Source organism: Phyllobacterium sp. T2-21, from assembly GCF_055378485.1.
This window is the reverse complement of the sequence record NZ_AP027914.1, coordinates 262,237-286,813: the sequence shown is the minus strand read 5'-3', so window position 1 is coordinate 286,813 and position 24,577 is coordinate 262,237. Positions and strand designations below refer to the sequence as shown.

The window sequence follows — 24,577 nt, the reverse complement described above, 5'->3', positions numbered from 1 at the left end:
CAAAGTATCGGGCTCGGCATAAAGGGATGAAAATCGTCCGCAGCGCCAGCCACCGCATCCCTCAAGCCGCTGATGTACCATGTCCTTGCCGCCCGGTAACGAAATACCAAGGAAGCCCTGTCAGGCTGGGTGACATCGCGATTCGACGCTCAGGAACGTTGTCAAACCCGATGTTGATCTGGCCCAACCGCGACTGGGCCGAAGAGGGCAGGATTCATATGGCCAAGAGAAAGCGCAGCACCCGTTCACCGTCACGTTCGCCGAAGCGGTTATCGTCGCGCTCCGCAGCGCGCGGGTCCTCGACGGGTATATTCCTGGCCCTTGCCGTGATTGTCGGCGTTGGCGCATTGAGCGTATGGTCGGCAACGCAGCACAAAGGCCCGCTTAAAGCCTTCGCTGGATGGTTCGAGCGTCCAGCGGCACAGACCAGTCGATCAGCCGCTGCAAAGCCAGACGCAGATGTGAAACCGACTGCAAAAGCCGCGCCGCGCCAGGAGAACATTCCGGCTACCGCTTTCAATGCTCCGATACCACGACCCTCCATTCCCGTCGGCGCACAGCCGAATCCCGTGGTGCCCACGCCGCTGCAGCGGGCAGCATTGCTGCAGCCGCAACCATTGCAACGGCCGGCCTTGGCCGTTGGTCCTGCTGAGCGGACGGGCATTCACCTGCCACGCGGGATCAACATGCCCAACATGACGCCATCGGTGGTGTATGCGCGCGAAAGGCTGACCTTGCGGCGCAATGCGTGGGATAAATCCGAACCGGCGGGTACCGTGGAAAAGGGACGCGAAATGCGCTCCTATGGCAAAACCGGCAAATGGCATCATATCGTGATTCCCGCTACCGACATGATCGGCTGGGTGCACGAAGATATGCTGATTGCCGGAAAAACCCACCCCGGCACGTCGGGTATGACGACAGGTGCGATATCTGGCACGCCCAGGTCCACGCAGGTGCAGGCCATCTATCCGCCACGCCCGGTCGGCGCCCAGTGATGGCCTGAACAAAAGCGGGGCTGTTACTTATTGAAGCGATGACACCAAGCGGGCATGGTTCGCAGTTGGTTGCCACTGCATCCGGTGATGGATAAGCCTTGCAAATTCGTATCAGTTTTTTGAAAATTTGCTGCTATCGAAGCTCTCTTTCCTCTGCCACTTTTCTTACCGGATTGAGCAGGAAAGAGGAGAAACGCCTGCCATATCCTGGGAAAAAGGAATTTGGGAGGATAACCAATGCTACGAACGTCTTATAACATTGCCCTTTTGGGCGGTGCCAGCCTGCTTATTTTTGCAAATGTGGCGAATGCGCAGATGTGTACCAGCACTGTGCGGGTTCTGGCCCAGCCGCGCGACAGTCTTACCCTGCTTGAAAGCTACAAAGATGAATTCAAGAAATTGTCGGGCGCATCGTTTGAATTCGACTACCTGAACGAAAATGACCGCCGTGCCAAATCAAGGGCGGAGGCGGCAACAACAGGCAAGTACAATGTTTACTACATTGACGAAGCCAATGTTGCGCTGTTTGCCGAGTCAAAATGGATTGTGCCGCTGCTCGATTATTACCCGGCAGATGCCAGTTACGATGATTTCGATGCGGGCCGCAAAAAGGTTGCCAGTTACAATGGCGTGGCTTATTTCGCGCCCATTCAGGGCGGTGGCGATCTGCTCTACTATCGCAAGGACGTTCTGGAAAAGGCTGGAATAGCACCGCCCAAGACACTTGAAGAATACGAGGCGGCGCTGGCCAAATTGAACGATCCGGCCAAGGGATTTTACGGAACAGCCCTGCGCGGTGGCCGTGGCTCCGGAGCCAATGTCTGGCGCTGGATGACGTATTTCAAGGCATTCGGCGGCCAGTGGTTTGTTGATGGCAGGCCGGCATTCAACTCGGATGCTGCGGTAAAAGCGACCGAGACCTATCTTCGACTGTTCCAGTATTCCGCACCCGGCACCCAGACCGGCAGTTGGACTGAGGTCACCGAGGCGTTCAACTCCGGCAACGTTGCCATGATCATCGAGTCTAGTCCGCTTGCCGGGCAGACGGAAGATCCAAAGCAATCATCTGTTGCCGGCAAGGTTGGCTATACCGTTCCGCCGCGCCCATTGGTTGGCGGCGGCTACGGGCATGGCCTCGCTATCGGGGCAAAGGCTAACGTCGACGATGCGGCGAGGAAATGCGCGGGCGCGTTTATTGCCTGGGCGACGTCCAAACAGAATGAAGAGCGGCGGCTGGAGCAGGGTATTTTTGGCGACATCAACCGCACCAGTGTCATCAACAGCGATGCTTTCAAAAAGAAGTACGGTGCTGAAATTGGTAATGCCCTGAACAAGACGGCGCAGTACACGGATGTCAATTTCTGGGTCAATGCGGATTGGCCGGACCTGGGTGACCGGTGGGGCATTATTCTTGAGGAATTGATCACCGGTACCCGCACGGACATCAAGGGCGGGCTCGATGAACTTGAAGCTTACGCCAACAAGCTGATCGCGCGCCGCTAACCCACGGCGATATCCTCCCGTCACGCTGTCTGGGGCTTCGCACCATCGCCACGCGGAGCCTCCAGGCCAGCCAGTCAATCGTTCGACAGGATTGCCGGAATGAAACGAAAAACAACTCTTCCTGCGGTTTTTCTGATACCGCCGCTGATCATTCTGGCCATCCTGGCATTCGTGCCGACGGTCGCTGCAGTCAATATTGCGCTGCAAAATCGGGAATTGAGCTTTCCCAACAGCAGCTACGTCTGGTTTGCCAACTTCGTCGATCTGTTCGGTGACCGGCGTTTCATCAATGCGATATGGATATCGCTGATCTGGGAAGTGGTGACGGTGACAGCAACCATGGTGGTGGCAGTGCTGCTGGCGATCTTCCTCTTCGAAACCGCTTCACCGCGCATGCGAAGCCTGGTTTCGATCCTCTTCATTATTCCGGTGATGCTGCCCCGCGTCTCCGCTGCCTTCGTCTGGAAGTTCATGTTCAATCCGCTGTTTGGTTTGATCAACTATCCAGTCAAGCTGCTGACCGGCGCGCCGATTGATTTCCTGTCGTTGCCAGCAACGGCACTCGCATCGGTCGCAGTTGTCGACGTCTGGCAATGGGGACTTTTCTTCTCGGTCATTGTCCTGAAACTACTTGAGACATTGCCGCCGCAACCGTTTGAAGCGGCACGACTCGACAATGCGAAGACCTGGGAAGTGCATTTCTATATTGGCATTCCCATGCTTGCCGCACCTTTGATCAGTCTTGTCTTCGTCAAGATGGTCGAGTCGTTGCGTGCATTCGACCTCATCTATGTCATGACCCGCGGCGGTCCCGGTATCGCAACGGAAACACTTGATATGTATGCCTTTTCACAGGGTTTCGTTGAGGCGGGCAAGATTTCCTACGCCTCCAGCATGGCGGTTCTGATGATGCTCGCCACCATTATTACCTTCACGGTTCTTTGGAAATGGGTGCGCAAATGGCAGTGAAATCAAAATCTCCAACGGCGAAGTTGGCACTTGCGATCTTCGTTGCCATCGCTATTTTCCCGATTTTCTGGGTGTTCCTGAACTCGTTCAAGCAACTCGTCGATATTGTCTCGACGACCCCGAAACTGTTCTTCACGCCAACGCTCGACAATTACATCTATGTATTCGGACGCGACAACGTTCAGCATGGATTGATCAACTCGGTTGTCATCGCGGGCGCGTCGGTGCTGATCGGAGCGGTGCTTGGCATACCAGCGGCCTATGCGGTCGCGCGGTATCCCAATCGCTTTTCCGATGACATTCAGTTTTTTGTTTTGTCACTGCGTTTTTTGCCGCCCGTTGCCGTGGCCATACCTCTCATCGCCATCTGGCTGGATCTCGGTCTGTACGACAGCAGGACGGCGCTGATCATCACCTATACGCTGTTGACCATGTCAACGATCATCTGGCTTGCTATCCCGGCGTTCACGCGCGTGCCGCGCGAGGTTGAGGAAGCGGCCATTGTCGACGGTTACAGCTCCTACGCCGTGTTCTTCAAAGTGGCTCTGCCGATCGCAGCGAAGTCATTGACCGGTGCGGTGATCTTCAGCTTCATTCTCGTCTGGAACGAATTCCTGATTGCGCTGATGCTCACGACATCAGATGCCAAGACGCTTCCGATCATTGCCTCAGAGTTCACCCTGCTCGGCCGCAACGTGCCGTGGGGCATCTTGAACGCATCGGTCATCGTTCTGTCCCTGCCGCCGCTGATTTTCGTTGGCGTCATGAGCGGTTTCATCAATTCAGCACTCAAGAAAAAGGACTAGTGGGCATGAAGGCTCTTGTTCTGGAAAAAACCCGTCACCTGTCACTGCGCGACATGGAACAACCGCTTGTTCTCGGTCTTGACGATGTAAAAATCGCCATTGAAACCGTCGGGATCTGCGGCAGCGATGTGCATTATTACACCCATGGCCGTATCGGACCCTATGTCGTCGAAAAACCCATGGTGCTGGGGCACGAGGCCTCCGGGGTGGTGGTTGAGGTTGGCGCAAATGTTCATGCTCTCAAGCCGGGCGACAGGGTGTGCATGGAACCGGGAATAGCCAACGACAAATCGCGTGCCACCCGGCTCGGCCTTTACAATCTCGACCCGGATGTCGTCTTCTGGGCGACACCGCCGGTTCACGGCTGCCTGACGCCTCATGTCGTTCACCCCGCCAACCTGACCTTCAAGCTGCCGGATAATGTTTCTTTTGCCGAAGGCGCCATGATTGAGCCTCTTGCTGTCGGCATGCAGGCTGTCACCAAGGCACGTGTCACGCCGGGTGACGTGGCGCTGGTAATCGGCGCTGGACCCATCGGGATCATGGTGGCGCTTGCGGCTCTCGCCGGGGGATGTAGTACGGTTATCATCTCGGATATCCAGAATCCCAAGCTTGAAATAGCCGGGTGTTACGACGGCATTGTTGCTGTCAATAGCCGCGAGCGTGACCTAGCCGGCTTCATACGGGAGTTTACCAGCAATTGGGGTGTTGACGTCGTCTTTGAAGCAAGCGGGCATCCGAGTGCATTCAAGGGGATTTTTGAATTCATTCGCCCTGGCGGAACCGCAGTGTTTGTCGGCATGCCGGTTGAGCCGGTTCAACTGGATATCGTCTCCGCCCAATCGAAGGAGGTGCGGATCGAAACGGTGTTCCGCTATGCCAACGTCTATGATCGAGCATTGGCGCTCATTGCCTCGGGAAAGGTCGATCTCAAACCGCTGATCACCGAAACATATCCGTTTGAAGATAGCGTGCAGGCATTTGAACGGGCGGCCGAAGGGCGGCCGCGCGACATAAAACTGCAGATACATCTCGGGAAGGACACTCAGTGATGGCCGCTATCGTTTGCAATGAAATCACCAAGCGTTATGGCAATCATCAGGTTGTGCACGCATTCAATCTGGCTGTCAGGGAAAACGAATTCGTGGTTTTCCTCGGCCCTTCCGGCTGCGGTAAATCCACCATCCTGCGGATGCTGGCAGGTCTGGAGGAAATCTCCGACGGCGAGTTGAGCATCGCGGGCAAGGTCGTCAATGATCTGCCGCCGCGCGACCGCGACATCGCCATGGTGTTTCAGAATTATGCGCTTTATCCGCATATGAGTGTTTTCGATAATATTGCCTTTGGTCTAAAGCGCCTGAAGGTCGCAAAATCCGAGATTGAACAGCGGGTGAAGGATGTGGCCTCAATGCTTGGCCTTGAGCCTTATCTCGGGCGTAAGCCAGCGGCACTGTCCGGCGGGCAGCAGCAACGGGTGGCCATTGCCCGCGCCATGATCAAGACACCCGCCGTGTTTCTTTTTGACGAGCCCCTGTCCAATCTCGATGCGAAGCTGCGCAACCATATGCGGGTTGAAATCGCCCGGTTGCATCAATCGCTCAAGACCACCACTGTCTACGTAACCCATGATCAACTGGAAGCGATGACGCTGGCCGACCGGATCGTCCTTCTGAAAGACGGTCGTATCGAGCAACTGGGAACACCGAAGGAAATCTACGAGAATCCCCGCAGCAAATTTGTTGCAAGCTTCATCGGGACACCGTCAATGAATTTCATCGATATGGTGGTTTCGTCGAATGGAGCGAGCTTCGTGCTCACCAATGCTGCAACCAGATTGAGAGTGAGCAAGGAGCGCTACCGTCTCCAAGACGGACAGACGGTCATTGTCGGTATCCGGCCTGCCCATCTGGTCCCCGCTTCTGACGGCAATGATGGCAACATTATTGCGGGCGTCGTTGACCTCATCGAGTATCTTGGCAATGAAGTACTGGTGAATTTTGAGCTTGGCGGTGTTGAAATTGGCGCGCTGCTCGATTCCAACGCATGCCCGCAACGCAAACAACCCTGTCGGTTGACGGTCGATGAAAGACATATTCATATATTCGACCGGGAGAGTGAACTGACATTGATCCGCAGTTTGTCATGACGAACAAGGCAAGAGGATAATGGTCGTATTGGGAGCTTCGAAGAGCGCGGAACTCGAACACATTCTGTGTGATCCGGGTCACTCCTTCCGCTGGTTTACGCACGACTATCCCTACCGGCTTGCCTGTTGGAACTATCACCCGGAATATGAGATTCACTTGATTACCCAATCAAGCGGCACCGCTTTTGTCGGTGATTATATCGGAGATTTCCAGCCGGGAAATCTCTGCCTCGTCGGCTCCAATCTGCCGCACGAATGGGTGAGCACAAATTTCGGCAATGAGACCTTATCAGGCCGCGACATGGTCCTGCAGTTTGATCCACAGATCTTTGCACGCGCTGCAAATATCATGCCCGAGATGGCCGCGCCCCGGGCGCTCTTGGAGCAGGCTCTGCGCGGCTTGCAGTTTCATGGCCGCGCTGAGAAGCAGGGCATTGACCTGATGCGCAGGATCGGGGCAGCGCAGGGATTGCAGCGGTTTGCGCTGTTCCTCGAACTGATCGCCTTGATGAGTGAAACGGACGAGAAGACCGTTCTTTCAAGCCATGACTACGCGCCCAATCTCGACTCTGGCAGCGCGGCCGTTATGCAGCGGGTTACCGCCTATATTCTCGGGAATATCACCGACGAGGTCCGGATGTCGGTTGCCGCGGAACTAGCGGAAATGACACCCTCGACCTTTTCGCGCTATTTCAAGCGAACGACGGGCAAGAACTTCGTCGATTATGTTCACAAGCTACGGATTGGCCGGGCGTGCAATATGATCAATGAATTGGATGAGCCGATTACGTCGGTTTGTTTCAATGTGGGATACAAGAACATCTCCAATTTCAATCGCCACTTCAAACGGGAGTGCGGTTTGACGCCATCCGGTTACAGAAAGCTGGCGGGGGTGCCGCGCTCGAACAGGGTATAGCGCAGGCACGTGTCCGTGACGTTCGATGCCGGAGCTGAAGTCTGCGGCAAAGCTGCTGCCGCTACCTCAATACTGCAGAATCTTGTTAAGAAACTCGCGCGTGCGCGGCTGGCGGTCCTCGATCTTGCCGAAGAACTCATCCTTGGTCGTATCCTCGAGAATGCGCCCGCCGACATCCATGAAAATGACGCGGTTGGAGACTTTCCGGGCAAAGCCCATTTCGTGGGTCACGACCATCATGGTCATGCCTTCCGAGGCGAGACCGACCATGACGTCCAGCACTTCGCCCACCATCTCCGGATCAAGCGCCGATGTCGGCTCGTCGAAAAGCATGATGATCGGATCCATGGAGAGCGCGCGGGCGATAGCCACACGCTGCTGCTGGCCGCCGGAGAGCTGGCCGGGGAATTTGTGCTGATGATCAATGAGCCCGACGCGCTCCAGCATTTGCAGGCCGCGTTTCTTGGCCTCGTCGCGCCGGCGGCCAAGCACCTTTATCTGGGCTATGATGAGATTGTCGGTGACCGACAGATGCGGAAACAGTTCGAAGTGCTGGAAGACCATCCCGACGCGGCTTCTCAATTTCGGCAGGTCGGTGGCCTTGTCGTGAACGGCGACGCCGTCGATCCAGATTTCGCCCTTCTGGATTGGTTCAAGCGCGTTGATGGTCTTGATCAGTGTGGATTTGCCTGAGCCGGACGGCCCGCAAACGACGACAACTTCTCCCTTGTTGATCTTGACCGAGCAGTCGTTGAGGACCTGAGTCGTGCCATACCATTTGGAAACGCTTTTCATTTCGATCATTGTGATTGCGTCCTTCAGTTCAGCGCACGATGCGGATTTTCTGGTTCAGTTTCTTGACGAGCATGGACAAGAAAAAGGAGATGACAAAATAGACCACGGCAGCGAGGAGATAGGTTTCGATCCGCCGGCCAAACGTATTGCCCATGATTTCGAAACCCTTGAGGATGTCGTAGGCGCCGATGGCATAGACCAGCGAGGTATCCTGGAACAGCACGATGGTCTGGGTCAGGAAGACCGGCAGCATGTTGCGGATCGCCTGGGGCAGGATGATGTAGCGCATGTTCTGCGCATAGGTCATGCCGAGAGCCTGCCCCGCATTCGTCTGGCCGCGCGGCAGGGATTGGATGCCGGCGCGCACGATCTCGCTGAAGAAGGCGGCTTCAAAGACAATGAAGGTTATCAGGGCGCAAATCTCGGCCCGGTATTTCTGGCCGCTTCCACCGGGGAAGAGGTCGTAAAAACCGGATGGTACCAGCAGGAAAAACCAGAGGATCACCATCACCAGCGGCACGCTGCGAAACACATTGACATACCAGGTCGCGATATATTCCAGCGGCTTGACGTTGGACAGGCGCATCAGGGCAATGACGGTGCCGAGGGCAATGCCGCCAATGGTGGCGGCGATCGTGAGCGAGACGCTGAAATAGAGGCCGCTGAGCAGATAGTTACTGATATTGGCCCATGTATAGAACGAAAAGTCGAGCGTAGCCATCAGTGCGCTCCCTGCGTCTGGACCGTCAGGCCGGGTATGCGCATCCGCCGTTCCATGAAGGCCATGACCCGGTTGACCACCAGCGCGGTCACCGCATAGAGCACCGTGGCCGCCAGATAGACCTCGACCCCGCGCGACGTCTCTTCCTGTGTCTGCATGGCGAAGCTGATCAGTTCGGGAATCGATACCGCAAAGGCGACTGACGAGTTCTTGACGATATTCATCGCTTCGCTGGTCAGCGGCGGGATGATGATGCGGAAGGTCTGCGGCAGGATCACATAGCGGTAGGTCTGGAACTGGGTGAAGCCGACAGCATAGGCGGCGTTGCGCTGGCCTGTCGGCAAAGCCTGGATACCGGCGCGTATCTGTTCGGCGATACGGGCGGAGGTGAAGAAGCCGAGCGCACAGCAGGCCAAAACGAAGCCCGGCACGTTCCGCATGCCCGGAACGAGTTCGGAAATCACGAAGAACCAGATGAAGAGCTGGACGAGGATGGGAATATTGCGGAAAAGCTCAACCCATCCCGCCGCGAAGGCGGAGATGACCCGGTGTCCGGACAGCGTGCGCAACGTGCCGATGACGATGCCGAACACCAGAGCGATCACGAGCGAGGTGGCGGCCACGGCAACCGTATAGCCCCAAGCCGACAGCATCCATTGAAAGTAGGTGACGCCGTCACCCCGGTCATCCCAAAGAAACTGCCAGCGATCCCATACGTTCTGCCAATACGCCATCATCTCTCGCCCACCCGCACGTGTTGCATCAACAGGGCCGGTACTGCGCGTTTCCCGGCCCTGGTAAGCTCAAACCTATTGACCGGGTTGCTTGTAGTCCTCGGTCGGCTTGTCGTTCGGATTGGCCCATGCCTCCTTGGTGGCTTCCGAGGCCGGCATGTTCAGCGAAACATTGTTCGGCGGAATGGGCTGCATGAACCACTTGTCGTAGAGCTTGGCGATGGTGCCCGCCTTGATCTGTTCCACGATGCTTTCATCGACCGCCTTCTTGAACTCGGGGTCGTCCTTGCGGATCATGATGGCGATCGGTTCAACGGACAGGACTTCCGGCAGAACCTTGAAATCGCTTGGCTTTTGTGCCCGGGCAATATTGGCTGCGAGGATCGAGGCGTCCATCACGAAGGCATCGGCGCGGCCGCTCTGCAGGAGCAGGAAGCTGTCGGCGTGATCCTTGCCATAGACCTCGTTGAAGGTAATGTCTTTGCCGCGCTTGTTTTTGCGCAGGGTCTGCACGGAGGTGGTGCCGGTCGTGGTCGCCACGTTCTTGCCGTTCAGATCTTCCAGCTTGCTGATGTTGGAGTTGGCACGGACCGCAATTTTCACTTCCTCGACATACACGGTATCGGCAAATGCAACGTCCTTTGCGCGTGCGGTGTTGTTCGTTGTTGAGCCGCATTCGAGATCGACGGTGCCGTTCTGGACCAGAGGCACACGGTTCTGCGATGTGACGGGCTGATACCGGATGTCCAGCTTTTCAAGCCCAAGCTTCTTCTTGATGTCCGCAATGATATTCTGGCAGACATCGTAGTGATAGCCGGTGTAGACGCCATTGCCGAGCGTATAGGCCAATCCGGATGACTCTCGTACACCCTGCGTGATGGTGCCAGAGGACTTGATCTTGTCCAGAGTTCCGTCAGCCTGTGCCGCTGACCCAAGAGCAGCAAAGAGTATTGTTGCCGTGATCAGAATTTTTTTCATTTAATCCTCCAATTCGAACGCCGCAACTATGGCCGCATTCGGCGAAATTGAAAAGCGCTTAGGCTTCCAATTTGCGAATCCGGGTCGCTTGGCTGTGGAACACCCACTGTTGTGAAAGGCCTCTGCTGCCCGCGGGCGGCGATGGAACGGGAACGCCGCCAGCTCTTGCAATGTCCGGATATTCAGTCTCTCGGAGCCGCATAGACGAGCAATTGCCAGACGATTGGCAGGTTATTCGAGTGCCGGTGTTGAGCCGGCAGCGGTACGCCTTCTGTTGCAGCTATTTCCTCACCGCAGTTTTTGCAGCGGTATATTCCGGAATTGTAGGGGATCGATCCGGGTTCGAATTCTTTGTCAAACTGATCGCTCTCGTATCTCAGCAGGTACTTTCCATATTTATAAGAGGCCATGCTTTTCTCCCGCGATGTCAATATACGGGTCAGCGGCGTCCGGTGCGAAGCAGGAAAACGACCTGATTCAACCATTGGCCACCCCAAGGTAATCCAGCGCGATGTTAATGGAGACTCCGGCCGATTGTCACTACGGCTGTTGGCTCTCGCGTGCAGCAGGTCGAATTCTTATGCGTTTGGTAACCGGGATGGAAAGGGCCGGTGGCCATTGCCCCTGTTCCTCTGCTAGATCAGTTCCTTCAGCATCGGGGGCGAGGCGGACCATGAACAAGGAAATCCATATCCAGTCCGGGGAACTTGCGGACGCAATAAGGATAGGGGGGCGGGCGGCAGCGCAGCCTGTTGTTTTCAATCGGACGATTGGACTTTTTCAAAGGGCTGATTCGGATCATCCGGGCAGTACGGCGGTGCTTTTCGCCAGTCCGTGGGGGCTGGAAGAACTGTGCACCCGCAAATTCTGGCGCATCATTGCGGAGAAACTGGCTGAGAAGGGCATCCCGTCCTTCCGCTTCGATTGGCCAGGAACCGGTGACGCGCTGGATGATGGCGACTTTTCCAGGGGACTGGCGGTCTGGAGTGACGCGCTTGTGGCCGGGGCGGGGCTGTTGAAGGACCTCTCGGGCTGCCAGCGTATCATCGTTCTGAGCCAGGGATTGGGTTGTGTTGTCGCCGCCGATGCAGCGGCTCGGATGGACGGGCTCGAAGCCATTGCGTTCATGGCGCCGGTTGTTTCAGGCCGGCACTATACGCGTGAACTATCGATCTGGTCCGGCATGGTTGACGCTGACCTTGGCTTGCCGGAAGCCCAGCGCGACAAAACTGGCGTGTCGATTGCCTCGTTGAAACTGCCTGCGGAAGTGGCGGAAGGATTGCGCCGGGCAAACCTGATGACGCTTGGCAGCAAGATTGCAGCGGAGTGTCTGGTCCTGGCGCGGGTGGACCGACCGTCCGACCGGGAGTTCGCGGCGCATCTCAGCCAGCTCGGCATGGATACGGTGACCGAGGACTACACCAGCTATGACAAACTGGTTTCCAATCCTGTCATCTCGCAGCTGCCGCTCGCCGTTGCCGACCGCATCGTCGACTGGGCCGCGGGTGTTACCGGACGCTTCCCGCCCATCGAAGCCCGTGCACCTGTCGTTCAGGACCTGAAAGCCGGGCCGTTGCAGGGCGACGGTTTTGCGGAAACGCCGCTGCGTTTCGGTCGTGGTGACCGGCTCTATGGCGTGTTGTGCGAGCCGCAAGGCACACGGCGCGGGGCGACGGTCTTGTTCCTGACCTCTGCCTATGACCGGCATGCGGGATGGGGACGAACGATTGTCACCATAGCGCGCGCGCTGGCACGGCGCGGCGTCGCCTCGCTCCGGTTTGATACGGCCAATGCGTCCGATAGTCCGCCGGTGCCGGGTATTCCGGATCAGGTACTTTATCATGATGCGCAGAATGCTGACGTTGCCGAAGCGCTGTCTTTCCTAGGTGGTCTTGGCACGCCGGCAATCATCGCTGCGGGCCGCTGCAGCGGCGCCTATCTCGGGTTTCAGAACATCGTTGCCGATCCGCGGCTGTCCGGCGCGGTCCTCGTCAATCCCATTACCTTTTACTGGGAACCGGGACGTTCGGTCGATGAGGCCGTGCGTGAAGGCAGCCGAACCCTGGAAGAATATGGCAGCCGGCTGTTGCGCGCCTCGACATTCAAACGTCTCGTCCGCGGCGAACTGGATTTTGTCGGCATTGCCCGAAACGTTGCCGGAGGAATGGGCCGGCGCATTGCCAAACGGGCGCGGCATCTGCTTCGCGGCCGGACGACAGAAGGCCGGGCCGTCTACAAGGCATTCGGCGTGTTGAGGGACAGGCAGAGTCCCGTTGAACTGCTCTACAGCTACCGGGATCCCGGACTTGAATATTTCGGCTACTATTTCGATGCGCGGGAAGGCAGGATTGCCGGGTATCCCAATGTGTCGGTCAAGAAGATCGCCGATGCGGATCACAATCTCACACCGCAACACGCCCGCGATATCTATATTGACGCGCTCGAACGGATGGCGGTGCGTTTTCCGGGCTAACGATCACTCAAACCAGACGGTGCGAGGACTTCCGGCAATGCGGATTTCGCCGGCTGGGCGGGTTGAAAGCGCAGTGCCGTCCCGCGGGATCAATTCGAGCCGCCTGGTCTCGCCAGGCGCCAGATGAAACCAGTTGTCATCGGGCCGGTAGCCCTCGATATCCACATGGACTGACTGGGCGAGCACGGGTGTGGTCAGCTCAAGGAACCAGACATTCCCCTCCAGGGTAAGGGCGGTTTCGACTGCCGCGTCATGGAAGGCTTTCGTCCGGCCTTGCGGAAAATGGAAAGCTTCGGCGAGAACCCTGCCGGACTGCGGGTCTTTCAGGCGGGCCACGGTCACGTCATGGGAAACCGGGCCAAAGCGATAGGCATAGGTTGTGTCAAAGAAGGCACCGAACAGATCCGTCGCTGCCAGCGTCAATGATTGGCCGGGTTCGAGCGTCAGATCACGGTGGTCTGATACAACCGGCTGTTTCCCGGCGCGCAGGGATGTGACCTCCACGCTGGCTTCCAGCCCGTGCGGCCGTTCATTGACGATGTGAAGCGCAAGACCATTAACGCCCTCATCGGTGAGGGTGAGATTGACGGGGCGCGAGGCACGTTTCAAGCCGTACCATGCCGCCTTCGGCTCACCCGTGCTGTCGATGACGCCCCAGCCTGCCCCCGGCAAGAGATCCTGCAGCATCCAGACCAGGCCGCCCCAACAGCTGCTTCCCGGCCGCCGCCATTCGGCAAAGGTGGCTTCCATCACTTCGGCCGTTACCGCCCGGGACAGGTGCAGGTAGGACCGCATGTCTTCGCGGCGCAGCGTCGTCGGGTCGAAGCCGTACAGCATGGCGAGATAGGCCTCCCGCACATCTTCGAAGTCCCAGGATACACCGTTGTCGCGGGGTACCCTTGCCTTCCAGCGGGGATGGTGGACCGCAGGCACGTTCAGGTGCGCCGTCAATGTGCGGGCTTCCGGAACGTTGGAAAACGCCAGGCATTCCGTGGCGAAGCGGACATTGGCGCGGCGGGCGTCCTCCAGCGGCCGGCAATAGGCACTGACGCCGTAATAGTGGCTGACGCCGGCATTGGCGATAAAGGGCAGCGCACCATCGCATGGCGAATTGGCGACGTAGGGCACGTCGGGACGCAGACTGCGTGACAGGGACGGCAGGATTTCCTCGGTCAGCGGCCCTTTCCAAACGGTTTCCGGCAAGCCCAGCATGGAGCCCTGCTGGTAGATTTCGCTGCCACCGCACAGGACCGCCAGGGATGGGGCTGCGCGTGTTCTCTTGAGCAATTGCCGGGCTTCCGCGTCGACTTGCGCTGAAAACTCCGCATCCTTCACGGGATAATCGAAATTGGCGAACATGAAATCCTGCCAGACCAGGATGCCGAGCTCGTCGCACAGATCGAAGAAATCATTGCTTTCGTAGACCGTAATGCCGCTGATACGGATCATGTTCATTCCGGCTTCGGCGGCAAGGCGCAGCCAGACTGCGTAATCCTCGCGCTTGCCCGGCAGGCGGACAATATCGGCGGAGCTCCAGACCGCGCCCCGGCAGAAAATGCGCTTGCCGTTGACGATCAAGGCAAAGCCTTGACTATCATCGCCACGGTCGATCTCCAGGCTCCTGAACCCCGTGCGCCCCAGCCGATATGTTTCATCCCCGGCACGGAGCACGACGTCATGCAGGACCGGCGAACCGTGCGTGTGAGGCCACCACTGGGTCACACCGGGCAAATCAAGACGCGCATGCCAGCGGCCGTCATCGTTCAGAACGGCTTCGATGCTGCAGCCGGCACATTCCACCACGGGGTGTTTGAACGGGCCCGACCAGGCAAAGCTTACGCGGAGGACGCCGTCGCCACCGCCGGTCAATTCGCTGTGGATGTCAATATCCGCTATCGGCTCGGAGCCCGGCCGCAACAGCCGTACCGGGCGCCATGGACCTGCCGGATGAATTTCGGGACACCAGCCGGGCATGTAGCCGAGAGGCGTGGTCCGCAGCAGACGCAGGCCCTGTTCGTTCATCAGTTGCGTGCGCCAGCGTGCGCGGGCCCCCTTCCGGTTGAGAAGAGGCGCCAATGCGCGAAAACATATGGCGAGCTCGTCCCTGCCGGTCAATTCGACTGCAACGTCCGACGACAGGAACATATTGCCGGACTGCAGAATGCGGCTGCCGTTCCAATAGACTTCAGCGATTGTCGCCAGCCCTTCGAAACGGAGAACGGCCGTTCCCGCCGGTTCGTTGCCGAATGCCCTGATATACCAGGCGTCCTGTTGATTGAGTGGAAAGGGAGCGTCACGTTCAAACCGGCCGGCCTGTTCCAGGGCTTCTGCCACTGTGCCGGGTACCGGGACATTGGGCAAAGCGCCTTCGCGGCGCACCTGATCCGGTCCGGATGCCTCGCCCGATGCCGTCAGGATGAGGTGCCACGCCTCATCGAGGCGTTGGCCGTCTCCGGTGCTGATCGGCAGCGGCACGCTCTCCATCCGCGTCAAGCGTCCACGCGGCTTTCGGCAGCGGTGTGCACTTTGGGATGGCCGAGTTCCGAAGCCAGAATATCCATCATGCTGTCCCATGCATCTGCGGCTGGAAGGAGTGCATCCGCCAGCGGGGCAAATTTCTTGCGCGTGACGGCACGGGCAAGCTGGAACTGCGCCGCCTTGGCGACCTCGGCAATACGGATCGCATCGTTTGCCGCCGCCGCAAAGACCCCATCCGGGCACAACCATGTGAGATGGCTGGCGGCAAGCTCGAAGTTGGCGCCCAGTTGGCGCATCGTGTTGAAGGCGTATTTATGGAAGAACGCAAAGGGCCGTTCCGCCACGACCTCGGCCTGCAGCGGAAACACATCCATGAACGCGCGAATGGGATTTGCTGCAGGCCGGCGGGCGAAATGGCCGGGCAGCAGACGTGCGGATTTCGCGCGTATGGACGCGGCATCGGCTGGCTGGTCCGGGAATTTTGCAAATTCCGTATAGGGCAGGAACGGCATGTCCTCATCAGTCAGATGACGCTGGAACAGGCCGTCAAAATCGTCACCGTCCAGGCGGAAGAAGCCGCCATTGTGGAAATAATCGAGGCTGCGGTTTTGCGTATCCATGCGGTTGATGGCAACCGTCGTCTTGCCGTGCTCACTGCGGTAGCCCACCCCATGGGTGTCCGGCATGAAATAGCTGTCCATCTCCACGAGGGTGAGGCGGCCCCGTGCCATCTGTGCGGCCACGTGGCTTTCCACCGTGTCAAAGATGGCAAGCTCGCCGACGCGAATGCCGTAGAGCGTCTCCAGATCCTCCAGCGGTACCTTGAAAAAGGTAAACTGATCGCCTTCAAAGTCCTGGTTCAGGGTGAAGCCCAGCATTGCTTCCGGCGGCAGGTTCTGTGCGGCAAGAACCTCGATCCACAGATCAACGTAGCAGTTGGTCTCCGGCCAAATCCGGTCCTGCGCATGCAGGGCATGCGGCCGGTAGGTCTGCGGATCGATGTGGGGGAAAACAGCTTGCATGCCGCCGGTCAGCCCCACAATTCCTGACGAACCTGTTCCGGCCAGGCTTCGATGTCGAGGCCATGATGGTGGAACAGGGCAAGCGCAATCCGCTCCAGGCCAAATCCGACACAGGCAGTATGGGCGGTCGTGCCATCAGCGAATTGAATGCCCCATTTCGTACCGAAATGATCCTGATGATAGTTGAAGCTCATGCAGGCGGTCGGATTCTCGGTCGATGTGATCGGGATAAGCAGTTCGAATTTCAGGTTCTGATCGCGCTGATTGTTGACCAGCATGCGTCCGGCGCGGCCAAAGAACGGATCGTTGGCAACGTCGATGTGAACGGGAAGGCCCACCCGCTGCATGATGTCCGTGCCGCGCTCGATCCAGAGCTGGCGGAATTCCGTCACGTCGTCGGCCTTGCCCATGCGGACATATTCACGCATGCGGAACATCTGCTGGCGCGCCGGGTCTTTCGACGGTTCGTGCCGGAAGCAATAGGACTGCAGGTCGAACAGTCCGCCATCTGCCGGCAGGTCGCCGCGCTGGGCGACGACGGGATAGAGCGGATAGCAGGCGGCCGGCGTCAGCACGATATCGGTCGCTTGCTGTTCCTTCGTCCAGTCCTTGCCGGCATCCATGCATTGGATGAGGTTGACATGATCAAGCTCACATCCGCAGAAACTGTGGATGGTTCCGGCCAATTGCGGGAAACTCTTCATGTAGCCGCTTTTTTCGAAGATGGCGCGGTTCATTCCGGGCGGGAAGCGGATGGCTTCGGCACCATCGCTGCCGCCGGTGCGGTCAATCAGCCGCTCGAACGCGGCAATGACGTCCTCGAAACGGCCGCTGCGTCCATAAAGACCGTCAACGCCGGTATCGAGCAGGAGACCAGCCGAAAACAGGCGGTCGAGAAAAGATATTTGAGCGTCCATGCCGTGTTACCCCAAGAGACTGGTGTTCTGTTTATGGATGAGCAGCATTGTGGCCGTGTTGCCAAGAATGCGCTCATTGGAAACCATGAGCTGAGCCGAATTGGCATCGCGCAAATGCCGGCCGAGGCTGTAGGGTGTTCCGTTCTTGTAACCCATGATGCCGCAGACGAGCATGGCATGATTGATGATCTGCAGAATGGATTGCGATGCGCCAACCTTGAGGTTGTTCATCGTAATGGCAAAGCCCATCGAGGCGAGCTTGTCGCTGTCGTCCTTGGCATGCCGGTAGGTATTGAGGCAGGCCACGATTTCGGACTTCAGCATCTGCAGCATGTTCGACGCTTCGGCGACGCGCAATGCTCCCGGCTGCTGAACACCGGGCGCACGCTTGGCTGCTGCCCTGACGAAGGACTGGGCCCGGGTTACGGCATCGACTGCAATGCCGTACCAGAGCGCGCTCCAGAGGAGGTGTGCCATGGCCAGCATGGACTGCGCCGCTATTTCCGCGAAAGGGTGGGGCAGGATCTGTTCCGTGCTGCCGGCTCCCCGGAAAACAAAGCCTTCCGAGCAGGTGCCGCGCATGCCGAGGGTATCCCAGCCGTTTGTCTTCTCCAGCGTATACTGGTCCCTGACAAAAACGGTCATGACCTGGTCGGAAGATGCGGCCTCCGCGCCCGAGCGGGAGGTGATCAGGATCGCATCGGCTTCGGTGCCGTAGGAAATGACTGTCGCATTCTTTTCGAGGCGGCAGGTATCGCCGTCAATTTCGATGGCGCATAGGCTGTTGCGCAAATCCCCGCCAATGCCGCCTTCGGTGGTAGCGGATGCCAGCAGCAGCTGTTCGGCCGCAACCCGGTGCATGAAGGCCCGGTGCCATTCTGCGGATTGGCCATGTTCGACCAGGCTCGACAGCTTGATGTGGTGCATCGCGAAAATCATCGCGCTGGCAGCACAGGACTGTCCGATAATGGAACATATTTCCGCAATCTGCTCGACCTGCGCCGCTTCGCCGCCAAGATCGGCGGGAACTTGGATACCAAGCAGATGCTCGGCCTTCATCGCATTGATGGCTTCGCGCGGAAAGCGTGCTTCGGTATCAACATTGTCGGCGAACTGGGCGGCGATGGCAGCAACGCGCGACGCGCGCTGCTGCAGACTGTTACCGGCGCCGGCGTTCATCAGGCGTCCTCATTGTTCTTGAGGATCGCTTCCACTGTCCGTTCGATAGCCTTGATGCTGGCAAAGGATTTGCGGTTGAGGAACTGGTCCGAAAACTCAATATCGAATGTGTCCTCGATGCCCAGCATCAGCTGGACGGAGGCGAACGAGGACAACCCCGCATTGTATAGGTCTTCTTCATCGCTGATCTGATCGACCGCGACCGGCAAACCGCCTACCTTAGCCAAAAGTTCCCGAATGGCTTCATTCATTGGATGCACCCCCGCACATATTTATCGCTGTCTGCAATACGCGAATATGTCGGCAGTTTCTATCGTCTGAAGTCTTTATTTCTAGTTATGGTTGTTTTTTTGGGAATCACGGCAGGAACGGGTTTGATTATGACCCGAGACTAGTAAGTCCAGCATCCGGTCATTCCACCTCATAGCGGCTTGCGCCTTCGATGTGACGGCGCAAAAGGGCCTCGGCAAAGATCACGTCGTTCTCGGACAGGGCGTCGAGAATGGCAATGTGTTCGATGCAGACCTGACGGATGCGTTCGTGCGGGAGCCTTTCGAAATAGGCGTACTCGGTAATGCGCCGCAGGCTGTTTTGCTGGCGAACGGCCTGAACGAGAAAGCGATTGCCCGACCAGACCGCCAGGGCTTCGTGGAACGACGCATTGACGTTGAACCACTGATCGCGCTGAACCGATGCGGGCGGAATGCGCATGATATCCGCCTGCGCGGCGCGGATGGAAGTAAGATGGTCCTTGTCCACCCTGAAGCCCGGATGCCGCAGGGCGCCGCATTCCAGGATCATGCGGAACTGATAGCTTTCCTCCTCCACCTGGTCGGTATCGAGGCTTTCGGCAAAGGCCCAGCCATGGCCCCTCTGGCGCTGGACCAGGCCTTCGGCGGCAAACCGCAGCAGGACTTTGCGAATGGTTCCCCGTGTGGAGCTGTAACGCTCCGCCAGCAGCGTCTCTGATACCTCCATCGGTATTGCGCCCGTCGCCCGGTCAGCCATCAGCCGTTTGTGGATGTCTTCGAGCTCCGATGGGGGCGCGATACCATCGATATCGCCGTTGCCATCAGGCAGGAGAGCCAGGACATAGCCCCGGCCGGGCGCATGGGCCAGAACGCCGCGGCTCGCCAGCAGAGCAAGAGCCGAGCGGATCGGTGATCGTGAGACCCCCAGCCTTCTGGCCAAAGCAAAATCCGACACGCGCTCGCCGACAGGCCAGCGCTCCGACGAGGCCAAGGAAACGATCTGGCGGGCGATTTCTATCTGCAGGTCACTGACGGTCAATCCTGGCTCCATATCCTATGCGGCTTATTTTTGCATAAAAGCCAATTGACACGCAATCATTACGTATTAAAGTGTACGTAAATTAAACAAAATACACTATAAGGCACAGCGATGAGTTCATATCCGACATCCTTTCCCTTCGTAACCGTCTCCGGGACGCCGTTTGAGCGTGGACGCCAATACGGTGCGGCGGTGCCCGAGCGCGTGAAAAAAAGCGTTGCGCTGTATGGCGACCAGCTTGCCAAACTGGGCTACAGCGCATCCGAAAAGACGCGGCTTATCGAGGAGTTTGCCGGGGAAATCGCGAATTTCGGTGCGCACTACATCGAGGAGATGCGCGGCATCGCCGAGGGCGCTGGCGTTGCTTTCGACGATATCGTCATGATCAATGCGCGCACCGAAGTCATCGCCAAGGCGCGTCTGGAAAAGAACGCTCCGCTGGATGAGGAAGATGAGATCGATGATGGATGCACCGGAGCGGTCATTCTTCCCGAGAGAAGCCTGGACGGCACTCTTATTCACGGCCAGAACTGGGACTGGAAGACCGAGTGCGCCGAGACGGCCATCGTGTTGCGGGTTCTGCAGGAGGACGGCCCGAATTTCCTGACATTCGTCGAAGCGGGTGGTCTTGCGCGGAACGGCATGAACAGCGCCGGCGTCTGCATCACCGCAAACTATCTTGAATCCGATCGCGACTACCGGCAGCAGGGCGTCCCCCTGGCGCTGATCCGGCGCAAGGCATTGGAGCAGGAGCATTTCGCCCTTGCGATGCGGGCGGTGGCGGGAACGCCGAAGGCCTGCTCCAACAACATGATCCTTTCGACCGGTGCGGGTTTTGCAATCGACCTTGAGTGCGCACCGGACGAGGTATTCCATATATTGCCGGCCAATGGGTTGATTGTTCACGCCAACCATTGGGTGAGCCCCGTGGCACTTTCAAAACTCCGGGACACAGGGCTGCCGCATGTGCCGGAAAGCCCGTACCGTGACTGGCGCGTGCGCAAGATACTGGAGGAAGCCGGGGAAAAACTCGGCATTGCCGATATGAAGCGCGCGTTCTTCGATGACTTCCTGACGCCCTATGCCGTTTGCAGGCCGCCGAGATTGAACACCGAAGGGAACCTTTCGGCCACGGTTGCCATGGTCATCATGCATCCCGCCAGTGGCACCATGGAGGTTGCCTGCCTGCCGGCCATCAACCGCAACTTCACCCGTTACAGCCTTCGGTCGGACCCGGTTCAAGTCGCGGCCGCTTAAAGGGCGGAAATCTTTCCTTCTTCAACCAACGGGCACCTAAGCCCGAATGAATAATGGGGTTCAGAATATGAAGAATGCTATTTTGATGTCATTGGCATTGGGGCTGATCGCGGCGCCTGCCGCCGCCCAGTCGATTACCGCGGCAATTCCGGCTGACATTCGCAGCTCCAATCCCGGCGTCAACCGCGACGACTATACGGATGCTGTGGTCCTGCACACCGTGGAGGGTCTCGTCGGCTATAAAGAAGACGGCTCCGTTGGGCCGCTGCTTGCACAGAGCTTCGAGCTTTCGCCGGATGGGCTGACCTACACGTTCAAGCTCAGGTCCGGTGTTACCTTTCACAACGGAGAGCCGTTGACCGCTGCCGACGTGCTGTGGAGCTGGACCCGTTACATGGACCCCAAGACCGAGTGGCGCTGCCTGCCGGAATTCGACGGCCGCAATGGCCTCAAGGTGGACGCCGTCACGACACCCGATCCGCAAACCGTGGTCATGAAGATCAATCACCCGAGCGCGATTTTTCTCGATACGCTGGCGCGCACGGATTGCGGGATGACCGCGGTCCTGCAGAAGGCGTCGGTCAAGGCCGATGGCAGCTGGGACAAGCCCATCGGTACCGGGCCATACAAGTTCGGCAACTGGAAGCGCGGAGAGTACATCACCCTCGACGCCTTTGAAAACTATGTTTCGCCGGGCGGAGACAAGGCCGATGGCTATGTCGGCTCCAAGCGCCCGCTGATCAAGGAAATCAAATTCCTTGTCGTACCCGATCCGGCGACGGTAAAAGCCGGTCTATTGTCCGGCGCGCTGGATGTCGCATCGGTTCTGAGCACCGACATTCCGGAGTTTTCAGCCAATGCGAATTTCACCGTAACGACGGGAGCGGAAGCCTCCAAGCATACATTCCTGATGCAGACCAGGGATCCGCTCCTTTCCAAGGTGGAGATGCGGCAAGCCATCGCCGCGGCGCTCGATCTTCCCACCCTCGTCGCACAGGCGACCAACGGTACCGGTCGTCCCAACAATTCCGCCATCTTTCCCGGCTCGCGCTACTACAGCGAGATCCAGAAAGAAGCCTTTGCCCCTGATCCGGCAAAGGTGGCGGACCTGCTTGCCAAGGCCGGCTACAAGGGCGAGGAAATCAACATCATCGCCAACAAGCGTCCCACTGCACCGAGTTTCGATGCGGCGGTGGTGGCACAGGCCATGCTTCAGGCCGTCGGCATCAACGCCCGCATTGAGGTCCTCGACTGGTCAACCCAGCTCGACCGTTACAATTCCGGCAAATACCAGATGATGTCCTTCTCCTATTCCGCGCGTCTCGATCCGGCTCTGAGTTTCGAGCAGTTCTCCGGGCCCAAGGACAAACAGCCGCGGAAGGTCTGGGACAATCCGGAGGCGCTGGGGCTGATTGCCAAAGCCATGGAGGTGTCGGATCAGACGCAGCGGCAGGCCATCTTCGACGAGCTTCACAAAAAGCTGCTGCATGATGTTCCCTTGATCATTTATTGCAATGGCACGGGTGAAACCGTCAACAGCAAGCGCTTGAAGGGCACGCCTGTCTGGCAGGCAAAACTCCGGCTTTGGGAGCTCGGTCTCGAGCAGTAGACGCTGTGTTCCCATAAGCCCGAGAGGTCAGCATGCTGAAGTTCGCCATTACCCGCGTTGGCACTGCGATCCCGACATTGTTCATCGTGGCGGTGTCCGTGTTCTTTCTCATCCGCCTCATTCCCGGTGATCCGGCATCGCTGATGCTGGGTGACCTGGCGGATCCGGCGAGCCTTGCGGATCTGCGCGCCAGGCTGGGGCTCGACCAAAGCATTCCGGCCCAGTTCGCAATCTGGCTCGGCAATATAATGCACGGCGACTTTGGCCGGTCGATCACCAACCAGCAGGAGGTTCTGCCGCTGATACTGGCGCGCTTGCGCATCAGTGCGGAAATCGTCCTGATCGCAGTTTTCCTGGCGAGTATCGTTGCCGTGCCGGCGGGGATGATCGCCGCCTGGCGGCAAAACAGCATGACGGACATGGCGCTGGTCGGCGGTGCAACCATCCTGCTCTCCATCCCGGCGTTCTGGATGGGGCTGCTCCTGCTGTTGTTCTTTGGGCTGAAGCTGGGCTGGCTTCCGGTGCTGGGTTATGTCTCCATGTCCCAGAACCTTCCGCAGGGATTGCTCTATATCATCCTGCCGGTGGTGACGCTCTTCCTGCACGAGATCGGCGTGATCCTGCGCATGGCGCGCGCCTCGACGCTGGAAGTCATGCAGCTGGATTACATCACCCACGCCCGGGCCAAGGGCCTGTCGGAATCCGCGGTCCTCTGGCGGCACGCGTTCAAGAATGCCTTTGGCCCAACCTGGACCCTGATCGGCATCGTCCTCGGCAATCTGCTCGGCGGTATTGCGGTGGTTGAAACGGTGTTCACCATACCCGGTCTCGGACGTTTGCTTGTCGATGCCATTTTCGCCAGGGACTATCCGGTGATCCAGGGCTGCCTTCTGCTCATTGCAACGGTGTACGTGCTGGTGAACCTCATTGTCGATCTGCTCTATCCCCTATTTGATCCGAGGGTGACTGCCGAATGAGAAATCTCGCTCCCAATGCGCTCCTCGGTAGCGCGCTGATTGGAACATTGCTGGCCGGGGCATTCATGGGGGCGGTATGGACGCCCTATGATCCGCTCGGCCTCGACTTCAAGCTCAAACTTGCCGGGCCAAGCACCGCCCACTGGCTGGGGACGGATGAGTTCGGCCGCGATGTGCTCAGCCGGCTGCTGGCAGGTGCTGCGACCAGTTTCTGGATAAGCCTGCTCACCGTGGCGCTCGCCGTCACCGCCGGCACCCTGATCGGGATACTGACGGGCTATTTCCGCGGCTGGGTCGATCGCATCGTCATGACCTTCAATGACGCGCTGCTCGCCTTCCCGGGCATCCTCTTGGCGCTCGGGCTGCTAGCGATTGTCGGGGCGAACAAGTATGGCATCATTCTGGCGCTTGGCCTCGCCTATACCCCGACTGTCGTGCGGATTGTCCGCGGCAACGTCCTGTCACTGCGCGAGCGGGAGTTCATCGAAGCCTCGCGTGTCATGGGCAACTCGAACGCCTATACGATGGGCCGCCACATCCTGCCCAACTGTGTCGCACCGCTTACGGTCCTCGCCACGTCGATGTTCGGCTGGGTGCTGCTTGCCGAAAGCGCGCTCAGTTTCCTCGGCCTCGGCGTGCCGCCGCCCGCGCCGACCTGGGGCAACATGCTTGCGAGCGGACGCCCCTTCATATCCCAGGCGGTGTGGCTGGCCATATTTCCGGGTCTCTGCATCTCGCTGACTTTGCTCGGGATCAATCTGCTTGGTGACGCTCTGCGTGACAAACTCGATCCAAGGATGAGGGGCTGA

General features: G+C 58.4%; 23 protein-coding genes. 12 read left to right on the top strand and 11 right to left on the bottom strand.

Annotation, left to right across the window (positions count from 1 at the left end; translation table 11 throughout):
* Nucleotides 1–170: 170 nt before the first annotated feature.
* The 7 genes from ACZ5FP_RS21645 (at nt 171) to ACZ5FP_RS21615 (ending at nt 7,338) form a co-directional block, all read left to right on the top strand.
* Nucleotides 171–998 (top strand): hypothetical protein, encoded by an 828-nt coding sequence (locus ACZ5FP_RS21645; RefSeq protein ID WP_464664139.1) that lies wholly within the window; start codon nt 171–173, stop codon nt 996–998.
* 237 nt (nt 999–1,235) lie between these two features.
* Complete coding sequence (locus tag ACZ5FP_RS21640; protein ID WP_464664137.1) at nt 1,236–2,501, top strand: ABC transporter substrate-binding protein; 1,266 nt, start codon at nt 1,236–1,238, stop codon at nt 2,499–2,501.
* 99 nt (nt 2,502–2,600) lie between these two features.
* A complete protein-coding gene (locus ACZ5FP_RS21635; protein WP_464664135.1) occupies nt 2,601–3,470 on the top strand; it encodes a carbohydrate ABC transporter permease in 870 nt (289 codons plus the stop codon).
* Nucleotides 3,461–4,276: a carbohydrate ABC transporter permease gene (locus ACZ5FP_RS21630; protein WP_464664134.1), complete on the top strand. Its 816-nt coding sequence runs from the start codon at nt 3,461–3,463 to the stop codon at nt 4,274–4,276. The genes ACZ5FP_RS21635 and ACZ5FP_RS21630 overlap by 10 nt, the downstream gene beginning before the upstream one ends.
* A gap of 5 nt (nt 4,277–4,281) precedes the next feature.
* Nucleotides 4,282–5,328 carry an NAD(P)-dependent alcohol dehydrogenase gene (locus ACZ5FP_RS21625; protein ID WP_464664132.1) on the top strand — a complete coding sequence of 349 codons (1,047 nt, stop codon included), beginning with the start codon at nt 4,282–4,284 and terminating at the stop codon, nt 5,326–5,328.
* Entirely contained in the window at nt 5,328–6,422 is a 1,095-nt protein-coding gene (locus ACZ5FP_RS21620; protein ID WP_464664131.1) for an ABC transporter ATP-binding protein, read from the top strand. The genes ACZ5FP_RS21625 and ACZ5FP_RS21620 overlap by 1 nt, the downstream gene beginning before the upstream one ends.
* Nucleotides 6,423–6,441: 19 nt before the next feature.
* Nucleotides 6,442–7,338 (top strand): helix-turn-helix domain-containing protein, encoded by an 897-nt coding sequence (locus ACZ5FP_RS21615; RefSeq protein ID WP_464664129.1) that lies wholly within the window; start codon nt 6,442–6,444, stop codon nt 7,336–7,338.
* 66 nt (nt 7,339–7,404) lie between these two features.
* Here ACZ5FP_RS21615 and ACZ5FP_RS21610 read toward each other — a convergent pair whose 3' ends face one another.
* The 5 genes from ACZ5FP_RS21610 to ACZ5FP_RS21590 all read right to left on the bottom strand — a co-directional run bounded on the left by ACZ5FP_RS21610 (nt 7,405) and on the right by ACZ5FP_RS21590 (nt 11,051).
* On the bottom strand, nt 7,405–8,142 hold the full coding sequence (locus ACZ5FP_RS21610) for an amino acid ABC transporter ATP-binding protein (protein ID WP_223615276.1): 738 nt from the start codon (nt 8,140–8,142) through the stop codon (nt 7,405–7,407).
* Between the two features lie 19 nt (nt 8,143–8,161).
* Nucleotides 8,162–8,854: an amino acid ABC transporter permease gene (locus ACZ5FP_RS21605; RefSeq protein WP_288194598.1), complete on the bottom strand. Its 693-nt coding sequence runs from the start codon at nt 8,852–8,854 to the stop codon at nt 8,162–8,164.
* Nucleotides 8,854–9,591: an amino acid ABC transporter permease gene (locus ACZ5FP_RS21600; RefSeq protein WP_464664126.1), complete on the bottom strand. Its 738-nt coding sequence runs from the start codon at nt 9,589–9,591 to the stop codon at nt 8,854–8,856. The genes ACZ5FP_RS21605 and ACZ5FP_RS21600 overlap by 1 nt, the downstream gene beginning before the upstream one ends.
* A 72-nt stretch (nt 9,592–9,663) precedes the next feature.
* The gene (locus ACZ5FP_RS21595) at nt 9,664–10,566 is read right to left on the bottom strand and encodes an amino acid ABC transporter substrate-binding protein (RefSeq protein ID WP_403184415.1); all 903 of its coding nucleotides are present in this window, start codon (nt 10,564–10,566) and stop codon (nt 9,664–9,666) included.
* Nucleotides 10,567–10,748: 182 nt separating this feature from the next.
* On the bottom strand, nt 10,749–11,051 hold the full coding sequence (locus ACZ5FP_RS21590; protein ID WP_464664124.1) for a hypothetical protein: 303 nt from the start codon (nt 11,049–11,051) through the stop codon (nt 10,749–10,751).
* A 188-nt stretch (nt 11,052–11,239) separates the two neighbouring features.
* Here ACZ5FP_RS21590 and ACZ5FP_RS21585 point away from each other — a divergent pair, with 188 nt between their 5' ends.
* Entirely contained in the window at nt 11,240–13,039 is a 1,800-nt protein-coding gene (locus ACZ5FP_RS21585; protein WP_464664123.1) for an alpha/beta hydrolase, read from the top strand.
* A 3-nt stretch (nt 13,040–13,042) separates the two neighbouring features.
* On the opposite strand, the gene ACZ5FP_RS21580 is transcribed toward ACZ5FP_RS21585, so the two are convergent.
* From ACZ5FP_RS21580 to ACZ5FP_RS21555, 6 genes are all read right to left on the bottom strand, one after another.
* Nucleotides 13,043–15,523, bottom strand: coding sequence for a glycoside hydrolase family 2 protein (locus tag ACZ5FP_RS21580; protein WP_464664121.1), 2,481 nt, complete (start codon nt 15,521–15,523; stop codon nt 13,043–13,045).
* Between the two features lie 5 nt (nt 15,524–15,528).
* Nucleotides 15,529–16,557 carry a DUF1839 family protein gene (locus tag ACZ5FP_RS21575; protein WP_464664120.1) on the bottom strand — a complete coding sequence of 343 codons (1,029 nt, stop codon included), beginning with the start codon at nt 16,555–16,557 and terminating at the stop codon, nt 15,529–15,531.
* The gene (locus tag ACZ5FP_RS21570) at nt 16,548–17,456 is read right to left on the bottom strand and encodes an amino acid--[acyl-carrier-protein] ligase (RefSeq protein ID WP_464664118.1); all 909 of its coding nucleotides are present in this window, start codon (nt 17,454–17,456) and stop codon (nt 16,548–16,550) included. The genes ACZ5FP_RS21575 and ACZ5FP_RS21570 overlap by 10 nt, the downstream gene beginning before the upstream one ends.
* Before the next feature lie 6 nt (nt 17,457–17,462).
* Nucleotides 17,463–18,635, bottom strand: a complete 1,173-nt coding sequence (locus ACZ5FP_RS21565) for an acyl-CoA dehydrogenase family protein (protein ID WP_464664116.1) — start codon at nt 18,633–18,635, stop codon at nt 17,463–17,465.
* Entirely contained in the window at nt 18,635–18,886 is a 252-nt protein-coding gene (locus ACZ5FP_RS21560; RefSeq protein ID WP_223615266.1) for an acyl carrier protein, read from the bottom strand. The genes ACZ5FP_RS21565 and ACZ5FP_RS21560 overlap by 1 nt, the downstream gene beginning before the upstream one ends.
* A gap of 160 nt (nt 18,887–19,046) precedes the next feature.
* The gene (locus tag ACZ5FP_RS21555; RefSeq protein WP_464664114.1) at nt 19,047–19,925 is read right to left on the bottom strand and encodes a GntR family transcriptional regulator; all 879 of its coding nucleotides are present in this window, start codon (nt 19,923–19,925) and stop codon (nt 19,047–19,049) included.
* A 111-nt stretch (nt 19,926–20,036) separates the two neighbouring features.
* On the opposite strand from ACZ5FP_RS21555, the gene ACZ5FP_RS21550 reads away from it, so the two are divergent.
* The 4 genes from ACZ5FP_RS21550 to ACZ5FP_RS21535 all read left to right on the top strand — a co-directional run bounded on the left by ACZ5FP_RS21550 (nt 20,037) and on the right by ACZ5FP_RS21535 (nt 24,577).
* Nucleotides 20,037–21,182: a C45 family autoproteolytic acyltransferase/hydolase gene (locus ACZ5FP_RS21550; protein ID WP_464664112.1), complete on the top strand. Its 1,146-nt coding sequence runs from the start codon at nt 20,037–20,039 to the stop codon at nt 21,180–21,182.
* A gap of 67 nt (nt 21,183–21,249) precedes the next feature.
* Nucleotides 21,250–22,791, top strand: a complete 1,542-nt coding sequence (locus tag ACZ5FP_RS21545) for an ABC transporter substrate-binding protein (RefSeq protein ID WP_464664111.1) — start codon at nt 21,250–21,252, stop codon at nt 22,789–22,791.
* Between the two features lie 32 nt (nt 22,792–22,823).
* Entirely contained in the window at nt 22,824–23,768 is a 945-nt protein-coding gene (locus ACZ5FP_RS21540) for an ABC transporter permease (protein WP_464664109.1), read from the top strand.
* Nucleotides 23,765–24,577 (top strand): ABC transporter permease, encoded by an 813-nt coding sequence (locus tag ACZ5FP_RS21535; RefSeq protein ID WP_464664108.1) that lies wholly within the window; start codon nt 23,765–23,767, stop codon nt 24,575–24,577. Before ACZ5FP_RS21540 ends, ACZ5FP_RS21535 begins: the two co-directional genes overlap by 4 nt.

Bases quoted from the DNA above. Each gene is read 5' to 3' on its own strand.
- ACZ5FP_RS21645 (WP_464664139.1), top strand. From the start codon at position 171: ATGTTGATCTGGCCCAACCGCGACTGGGCCGAAGAGGGCAGGATTCAT.
- ACZ5FP_RS21640 (WP_464664137.1), top strand. From the start codon at position 1,236: ATGCTACGAACGTCTTATAACATTGCCCTTTTGGGCGGTGCCAGCCTG.
- ACZ5FP_RS21635 (WP_464664135.1), top strand. From the start codon at position 2,601: ATGAAACGAAAAACAACTCTTCCTGCGGTTTTTCTGATACCGCCGCTG.
- ACZ5FP_RS21630 (WP_464664134.1), top strand. From the start codon at position 3,461: ATGGCAGTGAAATCAAAATCTCCAACGGCGAAGTTGGCACTTGCGATC.
- ACZ5FP_RS21625 (WP_464664132.1), top strand. From the start codon at position 4,282: ATGAAGGCTCTTGTTCTGGAAAAAACCCGTCACCTGTCACTGCGCGAC.
- ACZ5FP_RS21620 (WP_464664131.1), top strand. From the start codon at position 5,328: ATGGCCGCTATCGTTTGCAATGAAATCACCAAGCGTTATGGCAATCAT.
- ACZ5FP_RS21615 (WP_464664129.1), top strand. From the start codon at position 6,442: ATGGTCGTATTGGGAGCTTCGAAGAGCGCGGAACTCGAACACATTCTG.
- ACZ5FP_RS21610 (WP_223615276.1), bottom strand. From the start codon at position 8,142: ATGATCGAAATGAAAAGCGTTTCCAAATGGTATGGCACGACTCAGGTC.
- ACZ5FP_RS21605 (WP_288194598.1), bottom strand. From the start codon at position 8,854: ATGGCTACGCTCGACTTTTCGTTCTATACATGGGCCAATATCAGTAAC.
- ACZ5FP_RS21600 (WP_464664126.1), bottom strand. From the start codon at position 9,591: ATGATGGCGTATTGGCAGAACGTATGGGATCGCTGGCAGTTTCTTTGG.
- ACZ5FP_RS21595 (WP_403184415.1), bottom strand. From the start codon at position 10,566: ATGAAAAAAATTCTGATCACGGCAACAATACTCTTTGCTGCTCTTGGG.
- ACZ5FP_RS21590 (WP_464664124.1), bottom strand. From the start codon at position 11,051: ATGGTTGAATCAGGTCGTTTTCCTGCTTCGCACCGGACGCCGCTGACC.
- ACZ5FP_RS21585 (WP_464664123.1), top strand. From the start codon at position 11,240: ATGAACAAGGAAATCCATATCCAGTCCGGGGAACTTGCGGACGCAATA.
- ACZ5FP_RS21580 (WP_464664121.1), bottom strand. From the start codon at position 15,523: ATGGAGAGCGTGCCGCTGCCGATCAGCACCGGAGACGGCCAACGCCTC.
- ACZ5FP_RS21570 (WP_464664118.1), bottom strand. From the start codon at position 17,456: ATGGACGCTCAAATATCTTTTCTCGACCGCCTGTTTTCGGCTGGTCTC.
- ACZ5FP_RS21565 (WP_464664116.1), bottom strand. From the start codon at position 18,635: ATGAACGCCGGCGCCGGTAACAGTCTGCAGCAGCGCGCGTCGCGCGTT.
- ACZ5FP_RS21560 (WP_223615266.1), bottom strand. From the start codon at position 18,886: ATGAATGAAGCCATTCGGGAACTTTTGGCTAAGGTAGGCGGTTTGCCG.
- ACZ5FP_RS21550 (WP_464664112.1), top strand. From the start codon at position 20,037: ATGAGTTCATATCCGACATCCTTTCCCTTCGTAACCGTCTCCGGGACG.
- ACZ5FP_RS21545 (WP_464664111.1), top strand. From the start codon at position 21,250: ATGAAGAATGCTATTTTGATGTCATTGGCATTGGGGCTGATCGCGGCG.
- ACZ5FP_RS21540 (WP_464664109.1), top strand. From the start codon at position 22,824: ATGCTGAAGTTCGCCATTACCCGCGTTGGCACTGCGATCCCGACATTG.
- ACZ5FP_RS21535 (WP_464664108.1), top strand. From the start codon at position 23,765: ATGAGAAATCTCGCTCCCAATGCGCTCCTCGGTAGCGCGCTGATTGGA.